14 protein-coding genes are annotated in these 16,786 nt (G+C 75.0%); 8 read left to right on the top strand and 6 right to left on the bottom strand.

Annotated features, from left to right (window positions below):
- Positions 1 to 89 precede the first annotated feature (89 nt).
- On the bottom strand, positions 90 to 716 hold the full coding sequence (locus ACWCP2_RS29875; RefSeq protein ID WP_450911667.1) for a sigma-70 family RNA polymerase sigma factor: 627 nt from the start codon (positions 714 to 716) through the stop codon (positions 90 to 92).
- 269 nt (positions 717 to 985) lie between these two features.
- Positions 986 to 1,783 carry a hypothetical protein gene (locus ACWCP2_RS29870; protein WP_450911666.1) on the bottom strand — a complete coding sequence of 266 codons (798 nt, stop codon included), beginning with the start codon at positions 1,781 to 1,783 and terminating at the stop codon, positions 986 to 988.
- A gap of 251 nt (positions 1,784 to 2,034) precedes the next feature.
- On the opposite strand from ACWCP2_RS29870, the gene ACWCP2_RS29865 reads away from it, so the two are divergent.
- Together ACWCP2_RS29865 and ACWCP2_RS29860 are read left to right on the top strand one after the other, a co-directional pair.
- Positions 2,035 to 3,150, top strand: coding sequence for an MFS transporter (locus tag ACWCP2_RS29865; RefSeq protein WP_450911672.1), 1,116 nt, complete (start codon positions 2,035 to 2,037; stop codon positions 3,148 to 3,150).
- Complete coding sequence (locus ACWCP2_RS29860) at positions 3,147 to 4,226, top strand: sugar ABC transporter permease (RefSeq protein ID WP_450911665.1); 1,080 nt, start codon at positions 3,147 to 3,149, stop codon at positions 4,224 to 4,226. Before ACWCP2_RS29865 ends, ACWCP2_RS29860 begins: the two co-directional genes overlap by 4 nt.
- A gap of 502 nt (positions 4,227 to 4,728) precedes the next feature.
- On the opposite strand, the gene ACWCP2_RS29855 is transcribed toward ACWCP2_RS29860, so the two are convergent.
- A complete protein-coding gene (locus ACWCP2_RS29855) occupies positions 4,729 to 5,919 on the bottom strand; it encodes an acyl-CoA dehydrogenase family protein (protein ID WP_450911671.1) in 1,191 nt (396 codons plus the stop codon).
- A 308-nt stretch (positions 5,920 to 6,227) separates the two neighbouring features.
- On the opposite strand from ACWCP2_RS29855, the gene ACWCP2_RS29850 reads away from it, so the two are divergent.
- Positions 6,228 to 8,228 carry a CoA transferase gene (locus ACWCP2_RS29850; protein ID WP_450911664.1) on the top strand — a complete coding sequence of 667 codons (2,001 nt, stop codon included), beginning with the start codon at positions 6,228 to 6,230 and terminating at the stop codon, positions 8,226 to 8,228.
- Entirely contained in the window at positions 8,225 to 10,066 is a 1,842-nt protein-coding gene (locus ACWCP2_RS29845) for a class I adenylate-forming enzyme family protein (RefSeq protein ID WP_450911663.1), read from the top strand. Before ACWCP2_RS29850 ends, ACWCP2_RS29845 begins: the two co-directional genes overlap by 4 nt.
- A 73-nt stretch (positions 10,067 to 10,139) precedes the next feature.
- Here ACWCP2_RS29845 and ACWCP2_RS29840 read toward each other — a convergent pair whose 3' ends face one another.
- Genes ACWCP2_RS29840 through ACWCP2_RS29830 form a run of 3 tightly spaced genes read right to left on the bottom strand, consistent with a single transcriptional unit; the run spans position 10,140 to position 12,441 of the window.
- Complete coding sequence (locus ACWCP2_RS29840) at positions 10,140 to 10,976, bottom strand: ABC transporter substrate-binding protein (protein ID WP_450911662.1); 837 nt, start codon at positions 10,974 to 10,976, stop codon at positions 10,140 to 10,142.
- Positions 10,913 to 11,821, bottom strand: coding sequence for a metal ABC transporter permease (locus ACWCP2_RS29835; protein WP_450911661.1), 909 nt, complete (start codon positions 11,819 to 11,821; stop codon positions 10,913 to 10,915). The genes ACWCP2_RS29840 and ACWCP2_RS29835 overlap by 64 nt, the downstream gene beginning before the upstream one ends.
- The gene (locus ACWCP2_RS29830) at positions 11,818 to 12,441 is read right to left on the bottom strand and encodes a metal ABC transporter ATP-binding protein (protein ID WP_450911660.1); all 624 of its coding nucleotides are present in this window, start codon (positions 12,439 to 12,441) and stop codon (positions 11,818 to 11,820) included. Before ACWCP2_RS29830 ends, ACWCP2_RS29835 begins: the two co-directional genes overlap by 4 nt.
- 268 nt (positions 12,442 to 12,709) lie before the next feature.
- Between ACWCP2_RS29830 and ACWCP2_RS29825 the strand changes: the two genes are divergently transcribed.
- The 4 genes from ACWCP2_RS29825 (at position 12,710) to ACWCP2_RS29810 (ending at position 16,698) form a co-directional block, all read left to right on the top strand.
- Complete coding sequence (locus ACWCP2_RS29825) at positions 12,710 to 14,203, top strand: vanadium-dependent haloperoxidase (RefSeq protein WP_450911659.1); 1,494 nt, start codon at positions 12,710 to 12,712, stop codon at positions 14,201 to 14,203.
- A 218-nt stretch (positions 14,204 to 14,421) separates the two neighbouring features.
- Positions 14,422 to 14,952, top strand: coding sequence for a DM13 domain-containing protein (locus ACWCP2_RS29820; protein WP_450911670.1), 531 nt, complete (start codon positions 14,422 to 14,424; stop codon positions 14,950 to 14,952).
- Between the two features lie 58 nt (positions 14,953 to 15,010).
- The gene (locus tag ACWCP2_RS29815) at positions 15,011 to 16,063 is read left to right on the top strand and encodes a PucR family transcriptional regulator (protein ID WP_450911658.1); all 1,053 of its coding nucleotides are present in this window, start codon (positions 15,011 to 15,013) and stop codon (positions 16,061 to 16,063) included.
- A gap of 125 nt (positions 16,064 to 16,188) precedes the next feature.
- Positions 16,189 to 16,698 carry a hypothetical protein gene (locus ACWCP2_RS29810; RefSeq protein ID WP_450911657.1) on the top strand — a complete coding sequence of 170 codons (510 nt, stop codon included), beginning with the start codon at positions 16,189 to 16,191 and terminating at the stop codon, positions 16,696 to 16,698.
- The last annotated feature ends 88 nt before the right edge of the window (positions 16,699 to 16,786 follow it).

Raw genomic sequence — 16,786 nt, 5'->3', positions numbered from 1 at the left:
CGGGCAGGCCGCCGGGTCCGCCCGGTCCGCCCGGCCCCGCGCCGCAGGCACCCGCACCCGCGCCCGGGCCCCCGTGCGGGCGTTCGGGGTCAGGCGCAGGCGGGGTCCGTGTCGTCCAGCAGGTCGATCAGGGACGAGCGGGCCCGGGCCACGCGGGACCGGACGGTGCCGATCGGGCAGCCCAGCATGAGCGCCGCCTCCGCGTACGGCAGGCCCATGAGCTGGGTGAGGACGAAGACCTCGCGGCGCTCGGCGGGAATCGCCGCCAGCAGCTCCGCGAGCGCGACGCCGTCCTCGAAGCCGGGTACGCCGCGGGGCTGGCTCTGCTCGGCCGCCGTCTGCCAGTCGTCTCTGTCGGCGATCTTGGGGCGGGCCGCCTTGTGGCGCAGGCTGTCCACCACGGTGCGCCGCGCGATGGAGAGCAGCCAGGTACGGGCGGAGGAGCGGCCCTCGAAGCGGTGGAGGCTGCCGAGGGCCCGCAGGAAGGTCTCCTGGGTCAGGTCTTCGGCGGACTGCGGATCCGCGCTGAGGTAGGCGACGTAACGGCGCACGTCGCGGTGCAGGGCGCGTACGAACTGGTCCACCGCGACGGGGTCGCCGTCACGGGCGGCCAGCGCGAGGAGCGTGACGGCCTCGTCGGGGCCCGCGGTGCGGCGGGCGGGGGCGATGGGCGCGGTCGGGGCGGTCGTCGGGCGGGTGAGCAGTGCAGTGGTCATCGCCTGGAGTCCTTCGGGGAATCCGGCCGGATTCGACGTCTCGGCGCGCGCGGAGAACCGTGGGCACGGGGTCGAGGGCAGCGCGGGCCGCGCGGATGGCGCTGTGCCCGTGCAGGAAGGGGTGACCCACGTGCGCCCGGCGAGCCCGGAGCGCGGGCATCGATGGGCCGGGGAACGGGTGGTACGGCCTGCCGGAAGGCATGACCGATGCCCGAGGCGCGGTACGGGTACGCGTGCTGGGTGCCCGTGGCGCGTCGGGGAGCCGGCTGTCAGACGACAGCGGTCCCGCGAGGTGGGCCCCGTGAGGTGAGGGCGTCGGCGAGCAGCAGCCTGCGCGGTGTCCGGACCCGGTGGTCGCGCGGACGCCGGACGCGGGGCCGGTGCGCGGGCGCGGGGAGCCGGAAGACCAGGCGCAGCGGCACGAGGAAGCGGGCGGCGACGGCGCGCAGGACGCGGAAGGCGCCGCGTTCGCCGTGCGCGAGCCAGAGACCGCAGATCAGGGCGGCCAGGAGGTGGCCCGCGAGCATGCCCGCCGGTGACATGGAACCCATGGCGTGCGCGCTCGGCACCGGCAGGGCCGCAGCGAGGGACGAGGGGACCTCGGTCATGTCGTGCGACCCGTGGACCCCGTGCATGCCGTGCATGCCGTTCGCCCCGGCCATCCCCGTCATCGAGGTCATCCCGTGCCGGACGGTGCCGCCGGCGCCCGGCACCGGAGCCGCCCGCGGGTGGAGCACGGAGGGGGCGTCGCAGAGGAGGTACTGGGCCCAGCGGCGGCCCAGGGAGGCCACCGGTTCCCGCGGCTGCGCCGCCGCGGCCTGGGCGAGCGAGAACCCGCCGTGCAGGGCGGCCTGGACGCCGACGGTCGCGGAGACGACGGCCGCGAGGCCGCGCTCCCGCCCGGCGAGGATCCAGCCGGTCGCCGAGGTTCCGGCGAACGCCGCGGTCATCCCCCACCAGGGGACGAAGGTCCCCGACATGAGGATGTGCCCGAGGGACGAGAGCAGCACACAGGTGGCCGCGAACATCGCGGCCCGTACCGCTCGGCAACATCGACCCGGTGTCATGGCGGGGCCATCGTTGCACCGGCCTGACGGGGGCGACAGAGGGCATCAGGTTTTCTCATTGTCCGGAAATCGCTCCCCCGCGAGGTGTGGCGCAAGCCACAACAAGCCCTGGGAACCCGAGCGTTCACAAATCCGACTCCTGTCCCGGGCCTAGTGCCGAAGGTGGGTGAGCAGCGAGAACGGAGTGGACGCGCGTGAAGGACCGGACCGAGGGCCCGGCGGGCGGGCTGACCGCCCTGCTGACCGGCGCCATGGCCCTCTCGATGCTCCAGCTCTTCCTGCTCGGCGCACTCGGTCCGCGCCTGGTGGGGGAGTTGAGGGTCTCGCCCGCCGTCCTCGGCTGGACCACCACGGTCGGGTTCGGTACGGCCGCCGTGCTGTCACCGCTCGGCGGCAGGCTGGTGGACCGGATCGGGCCGCGCCGTTCCCTCGTACTCCTGCTGTCGGTCTCCGCGGCGGCGCTCGCGCTGATCGGCGCCGCGCCCGGCACCGGATTCCTGCTCGCCGCCGTCGCGTTGGGCGGACTGCCCCAGGCCCTGGCCAATCCCGCGACCAACAAGGCGATCCTCGCCGCGGTGCCTCCCGGCCGCCGGGGGCCCGTGACCGGCATGAAGCAGTCGGGCGTCCAACTGGGCGCCTTCGCCGCCGGGCTGCCGCTCACGGCACTGGCCGGCGGTATCGGCTGGCGCGGAGCGGTGTGGACGGCCGCCGCCACCGCCGCGCTGGCGGCGCTGTGGGCGCGGCGCGCCCTGCCCGCAGACCCTGGGACGGCCCCGACCGGGCCCCGCGCCTCGCTGGTCCCGCGGGGTGCCATCGCCTGGCTGGCGGTGTTCTCCCTGTTCCTGGGCTGCGGCATCGCCTCGGTCAACACCTACGTGGCCCTCTTCGGCGCGCAGCGGCTCGGCCTGGGCCCCACCGCGGCGGGCGCGCTGGTCGCGGTACTCGGAGTCGCGGGCATCGCCGGGCGGGTCGGCTGGTCGAAGGCGGCCCGGCCCGGCCGCGCCCAGTGGCTGCCCGGAGCCCTGGCCGCCGGAGCGGTGGGGGCGGCCGCCCTGCTGGTCGCGGCACCGGCCGCGGCTGCGCTGGTGTGGGTGGCAGCGGTGGCCGTCGGGGTGTTCGCGGTGTCGGCCAACGCCGTCTCGATGGTCCTGGTGATGCAGCGCTCCGCCCCCGGCCGGGCCGGCCAGGACTCCGCCCTGGTGGCCGCCGGGTTCTTCACCGGCTTCGCCGTCGGCCCCCTCCTCTTCGGCCCCCTCGCGAACGCCGGGCGCTACGGGACGGGCTGGCTGCTGGTGGCGGCCGAGTTCGGTGTGGCGTGCGGTGTCGGGGTGACGTGGGCGGTGCGGGAGCGGAGGCGGGGGCGATGACGGTTCCGGTGGCCCACTGGGCGGAGCGGGCGTTGGCGGAGGTGCTCGAACAGGTCGCCTTCACCGCGAACGCCGTCGGCGAGGGACGGTTCCCGCTGTACGCGGACCCGGACACGGGGGAGTGGACGACGACCGGCCGGGGCTCCTGGGCCGGTGGGTGCTGGGCGGGGCTGCTGTGGCTGAGGGCCCGCGGCACGGGCGCCGCACGAGACCGGGCCGCCGCCTCCGCCTGCACCGCACGGCTGGCCGCCTGGGTGGACGCCGACACCTCCACGCGCGGGCTGATCCTCTGGTACGGGACCGCCCTGGCCGTCGAGGACGCCGGGGCGCAGGAGCTGCGCGCGCGGGCGGCGGAGGCCTGTTCGGCCGCGCTGGACGAGGAACTGGGCCTGCTGCCCTGGGGATCGGCGTTCGGGGGGCCCCGACTGCTGGCCCGGGTGGACGGGCTCCCGGGCACGGTCCCGCTGCTCGCCCTGGCCGGCCCGGCGGCCGCGGCCGCACACCTCCAGCAGCACCTGGCCCTGTGCCTCCCCGGCTCCGGGACGGAGGCCTGCCGGGCCCGTGACCTCGTACCGGCCTGGTCCCACGAGGGGCGGGCGGGCTGGCTGGCGTGCCCGGAGCCGGCTCCGGGCTGGAGCCGGGGACCGGCCTGGCTGCTGCTCGCGCTGGCCGACGTACTGCACCGGCCTGCCGTTGCCGCGTGCCTTCCGGGGGATCCTTGGAGGCTGGCGGATCGGCTCGCCGACGCGTGGACGGGCCCGGGCATGCCTTTGGTCCCGGCTGCGGACGCGGCCCGGCCGGACGGCCCCGCGGACACCTCGGCCGCCGCCGTCACGGCCGTCGCACTGCTGAAGCTGTCCCTGCTCCCCGGCCCCCGCGCCGAGGCGTACGCGCACCGAGCGGAGGAGATCCTGAAGCACCTGGCCGACCGTCATGTCGTCGGGGGCCGCCTGCTGAACGGTTGCTACGACGCGGCCAAGGGACTAGCCGTCCGCCACGAACTGGTCTGGGGCGACTTCTTCCTGGCCCTCGGCCTGTCCGGCCTGACCGGCCGAGCAGACCTCCGCACCGTCTGACCCTTCCCGTCCGCCGTCCGCCATCCGCAGTCTGTCGTTCCCAGCCACAGTTGGCCCGCAGTCGCTGAGCCGAGCGGCAGCGCGTAGCGATCTGTTGCGCATATCGGCGTCACGGGAAGGGTGTCCAGCCGCCCGCCCCTGGATGCGCTGACCGCCCCGCGCGTCTGTTCCGGCTGAGGTCACGGTCCTGCCGGGGCGGTGCGTGGATGCCCACTGGCCGGAGGGGGCTGCGCATGGCCGACGAGGCCGCTCCTCCCCACGTCTCCCTCCCGGCCGTTCCCCGGGGGGATCCCGGAAGTCTTGTGGCGTTTCGGGGTGGGTCGGTCGGTCAAGGGTGGCCGAAGGCCATCGCGAAGCGACGCGACGAAGGAGCGCCCTTGAGGGACCGGCTCACCCCGAAAGGACACTGGACTGCCGGGCTCCCCCCGAATCCTCACGCAGCCAAGCAGGAACCCGCAGCCCAAGCAGCCACTCCGGCTGCTCCCCTCTCCCCCTACCTTCCCTACCTCCCGTACCCCCCCAACACCCTCCGCGCCACACCCGTGATGTGCAGTTCGTCCGGCCCGTCCAGGATTCGGGCCGTGCGGCCCGTGCGGTAGAGGGCGGGGAGGGGGGTGTCGGGGCCCAGGCCGGCCGCGCCGTGGATCTGGATGGCCGCGTCGGTCACCTGCTGGAGCATGCGGGCGGCCGCCACCTTGGCCAGGCCCACCTCCACGTGCGCGTCCCGCCCCGCGCTGATCGCGGCGACGGCCTCGTGGACGAGCGGCCGGGTGGTGCGCAGCGCCAGGAGCGACTCGAAGACGTGGCTCTGCACCAGCTGGTGGCCGCCCAGCGGGCCGCGCGACCCGGTACGGGAGTTCACGCGCGCGCACATGAGGTCGAACGCGCGCTGCGCCTGGCCCAGCCAGCGCAAGCAGCGCAGGGTACGGCCCAGTTGGAGGCGTTCCGCGGCGATGGCGAGGGCCCCGCCGCGTTCGCCGAGGAGGTGGTCGGCGGTCACGCGCACCCGGTCGAACTCGATCTCCCACTGTCCGCCCGCGCCCAGCACCGGCAGCTCCCGCACTACACGGAAGCCCGGGGTGGAGGTGGGGACGACGAGCAGCGACAGCCCCGTACGGTCGCCCGGCTGCCCGTCGGTGCGGGCCAGTACGGTCACCAGGTCGGCCCCGGCGGCGTGCGAGGTGAACCACTTGCGGCCGCTCAGGGTCCAGCTCCCGTCCGCCTCCTCCACCGCGTGCGTGGAGGTGAGGTACGGGTCGGTGCCCGGGGTCTCCGGTTCGGTCATGGCGTAGCAGGCGCGCAGTTCGCCGGCCGTCAGCCGGTGCGGGTACAGCGCGCGCACCCGGTCGCCGCCGTGCCGCCACAGCATCGTGGCGTCCAGCAGCGGCGCCGATCCCAGCGCCGCCGGTCCGTGGTCGCTGGCCCCCTCGGCCTCGGCGAGGAGGGCGTAGCGCGCCAGACCGAGTCCTTGGCCGCCGAGTTCCGCGGGGAGTGGGAGGGCCCAGAGGCCCGCCTCCTTCGCGTCGGCCTGGAGTTCCCGCAGGGCCGCGGCCGCGGCGGGGCCGCCGTCGTCGAGGACGGGCTCGCGGGGCATCACCCGCTCCCGAACGAACTCCGCCACCCGGTCCCTCAACTCCAGGTCCCTCAACTCGGGGTCCCTCGACTCGGGGTCTCTCAGCTCGGGGTCTCTCAGCTCGGGGTCTCTCAGCTCGGGGTCTCTCAGCTCGGGGTCTCTCAGCTCGGGGTCTCTCAGCTCGGGGTCCCTCAACTCGGGGTCCCTCAACTCCGTATCCCTACGCACTGGTTCACCAGACGTCGGCCCACCCCCTCCACCATCCACCACCATCTCCTCCACCACTTTCCTCCAGCCCGCCGGGAACCCGTGGGAACGGCAGTGCGACTGCCTTCCCGTGGAACTGGTCGGGCGGGCCCGCCCCTTGGTTCCCGTACGGGACCACCTGCGGCGCCGGCCGACCGCCGGGCCGGGAGAAGAGGAGAGGCATGGCGTCACCCGCCGTCACCCAGACCGCTCGGCCGCTCGACGGGCTGCGTTTCACCGCCTCGGGTCCGCCCGCGCTGGCCGGCCCGGTGGTCGGGCACCTGAGGCTGCTGGGAGCCGTCGGCCCGGATGCCGCGCAGGCCGGCGGGGGCGACACCGGGACGGCCCGCATCACCCTGGAGGACACCACCCCCACCCTCCCCACCGCCACCCCCACCCCCACCCTCCCCACCGCCACCCCCACCCTCCCCACGCCCACCCTCCCCGCCCGCGCGACCGCCACCGTCGCCTGGGCTTCGCCGGAGGCGGCCCTGCTGGGTGTCACCGACGAGGCGACCGTGCAGGCCGCGACCGGGATCATGGCCGTGCACGGCCGCCGCGACGGCGTGCCGCGGGGGCTCGCCGTGGACTACGCCACCACCGCGACGGCCGTCCTCACCACGCAGGGGCTGCTCGCCGCGCTGCTGGCCCGGGCCAGGGGGTGCGAGGGCGCCGCCGCGCAGCCGCACACGTACGTGGACCGGGCCGGGCTGCTCGTGGTGTCCCAGTACCTCGCCGCGAGCGGCGCCGACGAGGGCGAAGCAGCCGAACTGGCTCCCGGCGGGCCGCCCTTCACGGCCGTCGACGGCACGCTCTTCGAGCTGGAGACCCTGGATCCGGGTGCCTGGGCCGGATTCTGGCGGGCTCTGGAGGCGCCCTCCGACGCGGTACGGGCCGGCTGGCGGCCCTTCCAGTTCCGGTACGCCACCGCGTGCGCCCCCTTCCCCGCAGCACTGCACGCCACCACCCGGGCCCACACCTGGCAGCGGATCCGCGAGGCCGCGGCCAGCTCCGGAGCCGAGGTCTGCCGGCTGCGGAGCCTGGCCGAGCGGGCCGCCGAGGACGACGCAGCCGCCCCCTGGGCCCTGGCCCCGTACGGCCCGGAAGGCGGCGTTCGCCGCCCGAAGGCCACGCCCCCCACCCCCGGCCCCCTCGCGGGCATGACCGTCCTGGAAGCCGGCCGCCGCGTCCAGGCGCCGCTGGCCGCCCATCTGCTGGGGCTGCTCGGCGCCGAGGTGATCCGGATCGAGCCGCCGGGCGGTGACCCGCTGCGCGGCATGCCGCCCGCCTGTTCGGGGATCTCCGCCCGCTGGCTGGCCCTGAACCGGGGCAAGCACGCCGTGGAGATCGACATCAAGTCCCCCGGCGACCGGCTGCGGCTGGCCGGGCTGGCGGCCGGAGCCGACGTGTTCCTGCACAACTGGGCCCCGGGGAAGGCCGCCGAGCTGGGCCTGGACTCCGACGACCTCGCCCGGGTGAACCCCGCGCTGGTGTACGCGTACACCGGCGGCTGGGGTACGGGCCGCATCGCCGATCCGCCGATGGGCACGGACTTCATGGTCCAGGCCCGTACCGGCGTCGGCGAGGCCGCCCGCCCCGAGGGCGAGGTGCCCGCGCCCTCCCTGATGACCCTGCTCGACGTGCTGGGCGGCCTGCTCGGCGCCGAGGCCGTCCTCGCCGGGCTGCTGCTGCGCGAGCGCACCGGGCGGGGCGTCCGCGTGGACTCCTCGCTGCTCGGCGCCGCCGACCTGCTCACCGCCCCCGCCCTGCTCCGCGCCCGGAGCGGGGAGCGCGGCCGCCGTCCGGCGGGCTTCCGTACGCCCCTACGCACCGCCGACGGCTGGATCACCCCGGCCGACGCGGACGCCGCCGCGGCGGCGGTGTCTCCCAGGCTCACGGACCGGTCCGCGCCACCCACCCGACCCACGCCACCCACCCGACCCACGCCACCCACCCGACTCACCCCACCCACGCCACCCACCACCTCCACCCCACCCACCCCCTCCGCCCTGTCCGTCCTGTCCACCGAGGACGCCCTGCGCACGCTGCGCTCGCGCGGCCTCGCCGCGACCGCCGTCACCACCGACCTCGCCGACCTGCACCACGACCCGCGCTTCGCCGGCTCGATCAGCCGGGACGCGCACGGTGCCCCTGCCGTTCCCGACCCCTGGAGCTTCGTATGACCGTCGCACTGCACGATCTGCTGCCCGTGGGCCTGCGCCGCTCGTGGGCGGTCGACGGAACCTGTCCCGACCTCGACCTCTACAGCCTCTTCCGGGCCCGCCAGATCTCCGACCTGCACCACACCGCGGTCATCGATGCCAAGGGCGCGCTCTGCTACACCGCGCTCGACCGCAAGGTGCGATGTCTGGCGACCGGCCTGGCGGAGCTCGGCGTACGGCCCGGCGACGTGGTCGGTGTCCAGCTCCCCAACGGCCGCGACGCGGTCATCGCGGACCTGGCCCTGGCCGCCCTCGGCGCGGTGGCCCTGCCCTTCCCCGTGGGCCGGGGCGCCCAGGAGGCCCGCTGCCTGCTGCGCCGTGCCGAGGCCGTGGCGGTGATCGCCGCGGTGGAGCACCGGGGCCACCACCACGCCGCCGAACTGCGCGACCTGGCCCCCGAACTGCCCGCGCTGCGCCATGTCATCGCGGCCGGCGGACCGGCGGGCACGGAGCCCGAGGGAACGATTCGGCTCGCGGCGCTGCTGCGCTCCGACCCGGCCGCCTTCGTGCCCGCCCGGCCCGACCCCGACAGCGCCGCCCGCATCCTGGTGTCCTCGGGCTCGGAGGCGGAGCCGAAGATGATCGCGTACTCCCACAACGCCCTCGCCGGCGGCCGCGGCAACTTCCTCGCCTCGCTGATGCCCGACGGGACGCCGCCGCGCTGCCTGTTCCTCGTACCGCTCGCGTCCGCCTTCGGCTCCAGCGGCACCGCGGTCACCCTCGCCCGGCACGGCGGAACCCTGATCGTCCTCGACCACTTCACGCCGGAGGCGGCCCTCGCGGCGGTGCGCGAGCACCGGCCCACGCATGTCCTCGGGGTGCCCACGATGATCCGCATGATGCTGGACCGCCTGGAGGCGGAGAACACCGGAGGAGAGGCCGCCGGGAGGGAGAACACCGCAGGAGAAGCCGCCGGACGAGACGTCGCCGGCCGAGACGCCGCCGCACGAGAAGCCGCCGGAGGCGACGCCGCCGGCGGAGCCCCCGTACCGCTCCCCGCCCCCACCGCCCTGATCCTCGGCGGCGCCCCCCTCGACGAGACCACCGCCGAGAGCGCGAGCCGCGCCTTCGGCTGCCCGGTCGTGAACCTCTACGGCTCGGCCGACGGGGTCAACTGCCACACCGGACTGGGCGCCGCCACCCCGGACTCCGAAGGCACGGGCGTCGCCGCCGGCCGCCCCGACCCCCGGGTCGCCGAGATCCGGATCACCGACACCGAGACGCACGAGCCGCTCCCCGACGGGTCGATCGGGGAGATCATCGCCCGCGGCCCCATGACCCCCATGTGCTACGTCGCCTCCCCGGACCTGGACGCCCGGTACCGCACGCCCGAGGGCTGGGTCCGTACCGGCGACCTCGGCTTCATCGACGAGGACGGGGTCCTCCACGTCGTGGGCCGCCTCAAGGACATCGTCATCCGCGGCGGCGCCAACATCAGCCCCGCCGAAGTGGAACGGGAGCTCTCCTCCCACCCCCTCGTCCGCGACGTCGTCTGCGTCGGGGTCCCGGACGAGGTGATGGGCGAGCGCCTCGCCGCGTGCGTCGTCCCCCGCGGCGCGCAGCCCCCCACCCTCGACTCCCTGGCCGGACACCTCACGCACCGCGGCCTCGACCGCCGCAAGCACCCCGAGCGCCTGCTGCTGCTCGCGGAGCTCCCGCTCACCCCGGCCGGCAAGCCCGACCGCGCACTGCTGCGCACCCGCCTCGCGGACGCCGCGCCCGGCCCGGGAGCCGCCCCGGCCCCCGCCCCCCAGGCCCCGGCCGCCCAGGCCCCGGCCCCCGCCGGGGTGGGCGCGTAGACGAGGGCGGGGCGGCCCCGAAGGGACCGCCCCGCCCCAACCCAACCCAATCCACCCACCCAGCTCCCGATGCCTAGGCCACCTTGCCCATGGCCTTCTTCAGCTCGGCCCCCGCGTTGCGGTACACCGGCAGCAAGTCCAGGTCCTTCCCGGGGTAGTTGACGATCTCCACCTGCCGCGCACCGGAGTCGGGCAGGACGGTCCCCGTCGACATGTGCGCGTTGTCCAGCACCAGCGCGGGCTTCTTCGCCGACAGCTCGGCCAGCTGCGCCGGGGTCACCGCCTCGGGGCCGTAGGTGCCCACCGGGGTGGCGCCCGCCAGCTTCGCCGACCAGGCGGTGAACACCTGGCTCACCACCGACGGGCTCTTGCCGCCGGGCCAGGCGGCCCGGACGTCCTTCGCGACCCGCCCGTACTCGGCGTCGAACTCCGCCGTCCACTTCGCGGCGGCGGCCTGCGTACCGAACAGCGCGCCCAGCCGGGTGACTTCGGCCTTGACCTTGTCGGCGTCGTTGTCGAGGTTCACCTCCACCAGCTTCGCCTTCGACCCGGCGGCCTCCTTGATCTTCGCGGCGTACGGCTCGAACGGCGCGTAGAGCACGAAGTCGGCCCCGGCGACCGCGGCGAGGTCGGAGGGCTTGGGGTCGTAGTCCGGGGCGTGGTGCACGGACTGCGGCACGATCACCTTGACGTCCTGCGCGCCCGCGGCCTTGGCGAAGGCGCCCTCCCAGGTGGTGGTCACGACGACGGCCGTCCGCGAGGGCGCGCCGCCCCCGGCGGAGGCGCCACCGCCCCCGGCCCTCCCGTCCTCGGTGCCGCAGCCGGCCACCAGGGCCAGTGCCGGGGTCAGTGCGAGGAGGAGGGCGATGCGGGCCGGGCTGCTGCTGCGGACGCGGGTTCGGGGCGCCATGAGCGGATTCTCCGTTCGGGTACGAGGTGCACCGCGAGGACGAGCGCCCCCGCGGTCAGGACGAGGACGGGCCCGGGGGGCCAGTCCAGCCGGAGGGCGATGAGGAAGCCGGTCAGGTTCACGAAGACGCCGATCCCCACCGCCCAGCCGGTGATCGATTTCAGTGAGGTGCCCAGCCGGCGCGCGGCCAGGGCGGGCAGCAGGGTCAGCGCGTCGACCAGCAGGGCGCCGGTGAGCTTGATGGCCCCGGCGACGGCGACCGCGACGAGCACCAGCAGGACCGTGGTCAGCGCCCGCACCGGCACGCCCGAGCACTGCGCGAGCTCGCGGTCGTACAGCAGCAGCGCCACCTCGCGCCGCCGCCACCAGAACAGGCCGGGTACGAGGACGGCCAGGACGCCGAGCACGACGAGATCGGCGGAGCCGACGGACAGGATCGAACCCCACAGCAGCGCGAACGCGCCCGAGGCGTTCACCCCGGACACTGCGAGGAGCAGCAGCGCGGCGGCGATCGCCAGGCTCATCAGCAGCCCCATCGCCCCGGACAGCCCGTCCGGGGTCCGGGCCAGCGGGGCGACCCCGGCTCCGGCCAGGGCGCAGGCCACCAGCGCGCACAGCATGGGGTCCAGCCCGGTGAGCAGTCCGACGGCGATGCCCAGCAGCGCCACGTGCATCATCGCGAAGCGCACCGGCATGATGTCCAGCCCGACGATGACCACACCGATCACGGGCAGCCCGACGGCGGCCAGCAGCAGCGCGAAGCCGGCCCGCTGCACGGGGGCCAGCTGCAGCAGGGTGCCGAGGTCGGCGCTCGCGAGGGAGGCGGCCGCGAGGGTGGCGCTCACCGGACCTCCCGCAGGTGTCCGGCGGCCATCTCCAGGACCCGGTCGCAGCGTTCCGCGAGCGCCCGGTCGTGCGTGACGACGACCAGCGTCACGGGCAGGGCCGCCAGGACGTCGGCGGCCTCGTCCTGCCCGGCGAAGTCCAGCGCGGCGGTCGGCTCGTCGGCGAGCAGTACGCCGGCCCCCGCGGCCACGCAGCCGATCGCCCGGGCCAGGTACATCCGCTGCAACTGCCCGCCCGACAGGGTGTGCAGCGGCCGCCCGGTCAGCGGCCCCACCCCCAGCCGGCCCGCGGCCTCGGCGGCTGCGCGCGGGTCGCCGCTGCTGGCGAGGAGTTCGCCGCCCAGCAGCGGGAAGCGCCCGGCGGCGGGCTTCTGCGGGATCCACGCGCACGCCCGGCGCCGCCAGGCCGGGTCGCCCGCGCGGCCGCCGACCAGGATCTTCCCGCTGACCTGCGGGTGCAGTCCGAGCACGGCGCGCAGCAGGGTGGTCTTGCCCGATCCGTTGGTGCCGGTCAGTGCGACGCGTTCGCCCGCGGCGATCTCCAGGTCGACGCCGGACACGGCCTCGACCCGCCCGTGCCGGCAGCCCACCCCCTCCATGCGCACGTCCAGCCCGCCCATCCCACGCCCTTCCGCTGTCACCGGTGGTCCCTCCGCGTGGAGTTGGTCGGGCGGAGGGGCCCCGCGGTTCCGGCGATCGGCGAGTTCTGCCGGCCGCGGCCGTCCACAGGTGCCGGAGCGGTGGCGGGTTCGCGCCGTCCAGCCGGGCGGGACCGGCCATTCCGCACGGCCCTTCCGATTTCTACAAGCGCCGCGGCCCACCTGCGGCCATGATCACGCCGCCACCTACGTGGTGATCAACTCGCCTGTGAATCATGGGAGTCGAGCCATGCACGAGCACGTCCGCACCTCTCGTCGCACCCCTCTCAGCACTCCTCTGCGCACCGTGCGCGGCGCCACCCGCCGGGGCGTGCTCTGGCACCGGGCCCTGGCGAGCGCCGTGGTCCTGGCCGCGACCGGAACCGTTCTCGCCGCCTCCCCGCAGCCCGCCCACGCCGCGCTGCCGGCGCAGTCGATAGCCGACCCCGTGCACTACTGGAACGACGTGCTGCAGAACGTCTTCCGCCGGGTCGGCGGCGGGCCCGTCCCGATGGCCAGATCGGCCGCGATGATGAACGCCGCGATCTACGACGCGGAGTCCTCGTACCAGCTGAAGTGGAAGGGCAGGATCACCTCGGAGCCGTACATCAAGGCGGAGAACTACGCGGGCTGGGTCGAGGGCCCGGACGAGGAGGAGCGCGTCATCGGCCGCACGGCCTACAACATCCTCCTGAACCTCTACGGCAACAAGCAGAGCCGCTACGCGGACCAGACGCAGTACCTCGACGCGCGTTTCCGCGAGCGGTTCGGCACCGAGCCCACCGCCGGCGACTTCCTCGACCTCTCCGTGGTCGGCGCGATGGTCAAGCAGATGACCGACGCCCGCACCGGCGACGGCTCCGACAACCCGCAGGTCTACGTGGGGGACAACAAGCCGGGCGCCTGGCGGCCCACGAGCTACCCGGACATGCCCGACTCCTCCTGCGACGAGGACAGCGACGCGGTCAGCCCGTTCTACGGCCAGGTCAAGCCGTTCTCGCTGGCCTCCGGCTCCCAGTTCCGCCCCACCACCCTGACCCAGTACGGCTCGTACGAGGCCCTGGTGGCGAGCGACGAGTACAAGCGGCAGGTCGCGGCGGTCCGTACGGCCGGCGCCGACAAGCCCACGGCCGCCACCCCGGTCGTCAACCGGACCCCGGACCAGCTCGCGGCGGCCTGGTTCTGGGCCAACGACAACAACGGCACCTACAAGCCGCCGGGCCACATGCTCCAGGCCACCCGCGAGGTCTCCAAGGCCCGGGGTCTCGGCGTCTACGCGAACGCCCGCCTCTTCGCCCTGGTCTCCCTCGCCATGGCCGACACCGGGATCGCGGTCCGCGACGCCAAGTTCGCCACGCCCATCGACCTGTGGCGGCCCGTCTCGGCGATCCGCGAGGGCGGCCTCGACCCCCAGTGGAAGCCGCTGCTGAAGAGCCCGACGGGCGTCAACGTCAGCCCGTGCTTCCCCGCGTACGTCTCCGGGCACGCCTCCTTCGGCGGCGCCTGGGCCGGGGTGATGAAGCGCTACTTCGGCAGCGACAACATCTCCTTCGACCTCACCACCGACGAACCGCAGGCCCTGGTGAAGACCCGTCACTTCACCAGCTTCAGCGCGGCCGGCAAGGAGGACGCCGACAGCCGGATCTGGCTCGGCGTCCACTACCCGTGGGACGCCGCGGACGGCCTCGTCCTGGGCGACAAGGTCGCCAACCAGGTCTTCACCTCGAAGCTCCGCACCCTCTGAGCCACCCTCACCGGCCGACCCGCGGGCCCGATACGACGGGCCCGGCCTGACGGGTACGGCCCCACCCGGCCGGATGACGTAAGCCTTTCGTCATCCGGCCGGGCCTGGTCCGGCCCCGCGCCCGCGCGTTGAATGTCCACGACGGCCGGCCGGCCGTCCGTACGCGGAGAAGGGCCCGACGAGTGACGCAGAACCCGAAGCGCGGGGCAGGCAGGCTCCTGAAGGTCCTCGCCCTCCCGGTGGCCCTCCTCCTGGGCCTCGGCCTGTACTGGTTCCAGCCGTGGAAGCTCTGGCAGGACGCCACGGTCAACGAATCCCTCCCGGTGGCGGCCCCGGCCGCACCCGCACCGCCGGCCACGCTGCAGGCCACCCCGCCGGCCACGCCGCCGCCCGCACCCCGGACCCTCGCCCAGGGCACGCTGATCAGCCACGAGCACACCACGACGGGCACCGCGAAACTCATCCGGCTCCCCGACGGCTCCCACACCCTGCGCCTGGAGAACCTCGACACCAGCAACGGCCCCGACCTGCGGGTCTGGCTGACGGACGCCCCGGTGAAGGAGGGCACGGCGGGCTGGCGGGTCTTCGACGACGGCGCGTACGTCAGCCTGGGCAAGCTGAAGGGCAACAAGGGCGACCAGAACTACGCGCTCCCGGCCGGCGTGAACCCCTCCGCGTACACCAGCGTCACCATCTGGTGCGACCGCTTCGACGTCTCCTTCGGAGCGGCGGCCCTCACGAGCGTGTGACCCTTGTCCCCGCACCAAGGACGCGACAGCACGGGCGCGCCGGGAACGGGGGAAGAACGTGGCGGAACCGCAAGCACCGCAGGACCACCTCTCGGGGTACGCCGACGTGCTCGTCGCCGCCTGCGCCACCGGGCGCCGGCTGACCCGCGACGAGCTGGAGTCACGCCGTGCGGAGGGGGAGCGGGCGGCGGAGGCCGGGCTGGCCCTGCGCTCCCTGATACGCGATCACCTGGCCGCGGCGCAGCACGTACGGCCCCTGCCCGCGCCGGGCCCGCTCCTGTCGGCCGTCGAACAGGCGGTGGACGCCTTCGTCGAGGGCTACGAGCGCGCCCAGCAGCAGGCGGTGCGCCAGGAGGAGGCGGCCCGCCGGGAGTTCATCGACGACCTCCTCTACGGCGGCAGCGACCTGGGCCGGCTGGCCGAGCGCGCCGAGCGCTTCGGGCTGCGCCTCTCGCAGTCGCACGGGGTCGCCGTGGCCACCGGCCCCGAGCCGTACGGCGACGGCTACCCCGTGGCGCGCGGGATCGAGTCGGCGGTCCTCACCCGGTTCCCGGGCCGGCAGATCCTGCTGACCACCAAGGACGGACGGCTGATCTGCGTGGCCCCCGGGGACCAGCCCGAGGTCCTGGCGTACTTCGCGAAGCAGGCGCACGCGGCCACCGACGGCGGCCGGGTCGGGATCGGCCGCTCGCACCCGGGCCCGGGCGGGGTCGTCCACTCCTACGAGGAGGCCTTGAACGCCCTCGACCTGGCCCGGCGGATGGACCTGGACGGCCCGGTGCTGCACGCCGCCGACCTGCTCGTCTTTCCCGTCCTGACCCGGGACCGGCAGGCCATGGCCGACCTGGTCGGGAGCACCCTCGGCCCCCTGCGCGGGGCCCGCGGCGGCGCGCGGCCGCTCCTCGACACGCTCACCGCGTACTTCGACAGCGGCTGCGTCTCCACCGAGGCCGCCCGGCGCCTCTCGCTCAGCGTGCGCGCGCTGACGTACCGGCTGGACCGCATCCACACCCTCACCGGGGCCGATCCGGCCGATCCCCTGAACCGCTACACGCTCCAGACCGCCGTGATCGGAGCCCGCCTGCTGGGCTGGCCGGACGGCGACGCGTGACGTAGACCCGTGCGCTGCGTCAAAGAGGCGTAAAAACTGCCGACATCAGGCAATGTGCGCGGCCCCCCTCCGGTGACACGATGCCGGTGTCCGGCGCAAATGCCGCGCGGGCGGGAGGTGTGTTCATGGGTTTGTTTCTCGGTCTCGGCATGGCGGGGATCGTGCTGCTGGCCCTCTCCCTGCTCCTGGACGGCGTGCTGGAAGGCCTCTTCCACGGCGCGCTCGCAGCGCTGTCCGACGGCTGGCTGTCCCTTCCGGTGCTCGCGGGGTTCGTCTCGATGTTCGGGTTCACCGGGGCGATCGTGCTCGGGACCACGGGTTCCGGCCCGGTCCCGGCGACCGCCGCGGGCACGCTCGCAGGGGCCTGCGCGGGCTGGGCGACGTACCGCCTGAGCCGCGCCCTGATGCGGGACCGCAGCGGGGCCGCCCCGCACCAGGACTCCCTCGTCGGCTCGACCGGGACGGTGGTCACCGCGATCCCGTTCCCCGGCTACGGCGAGGTCCTCCTGCGCCTGGCCGGCCAGCCCGTGAAGTACGCGGCGACCGCCGAGGGCCCACTGGCCCGCGGCGCGGAGGTATGGGTGACGGCGGCCCCGTCGTCCACCTCCGTCACCGTCTGCCCGGTGGACCACTGAGCCGGCCACCCCCACCCCACCCCACTCCACCCCACCCCACCCCCACTCCCACCATCACCGATCTGCTCCCACGGGGAGGCAGGGAGGA

Source organism: Streptomyces sp. NPDC002104 (assembly GCF_053593795.1).
This window is presented reverse-complemented; position numbering and strand designations above follow the sequence as displayed.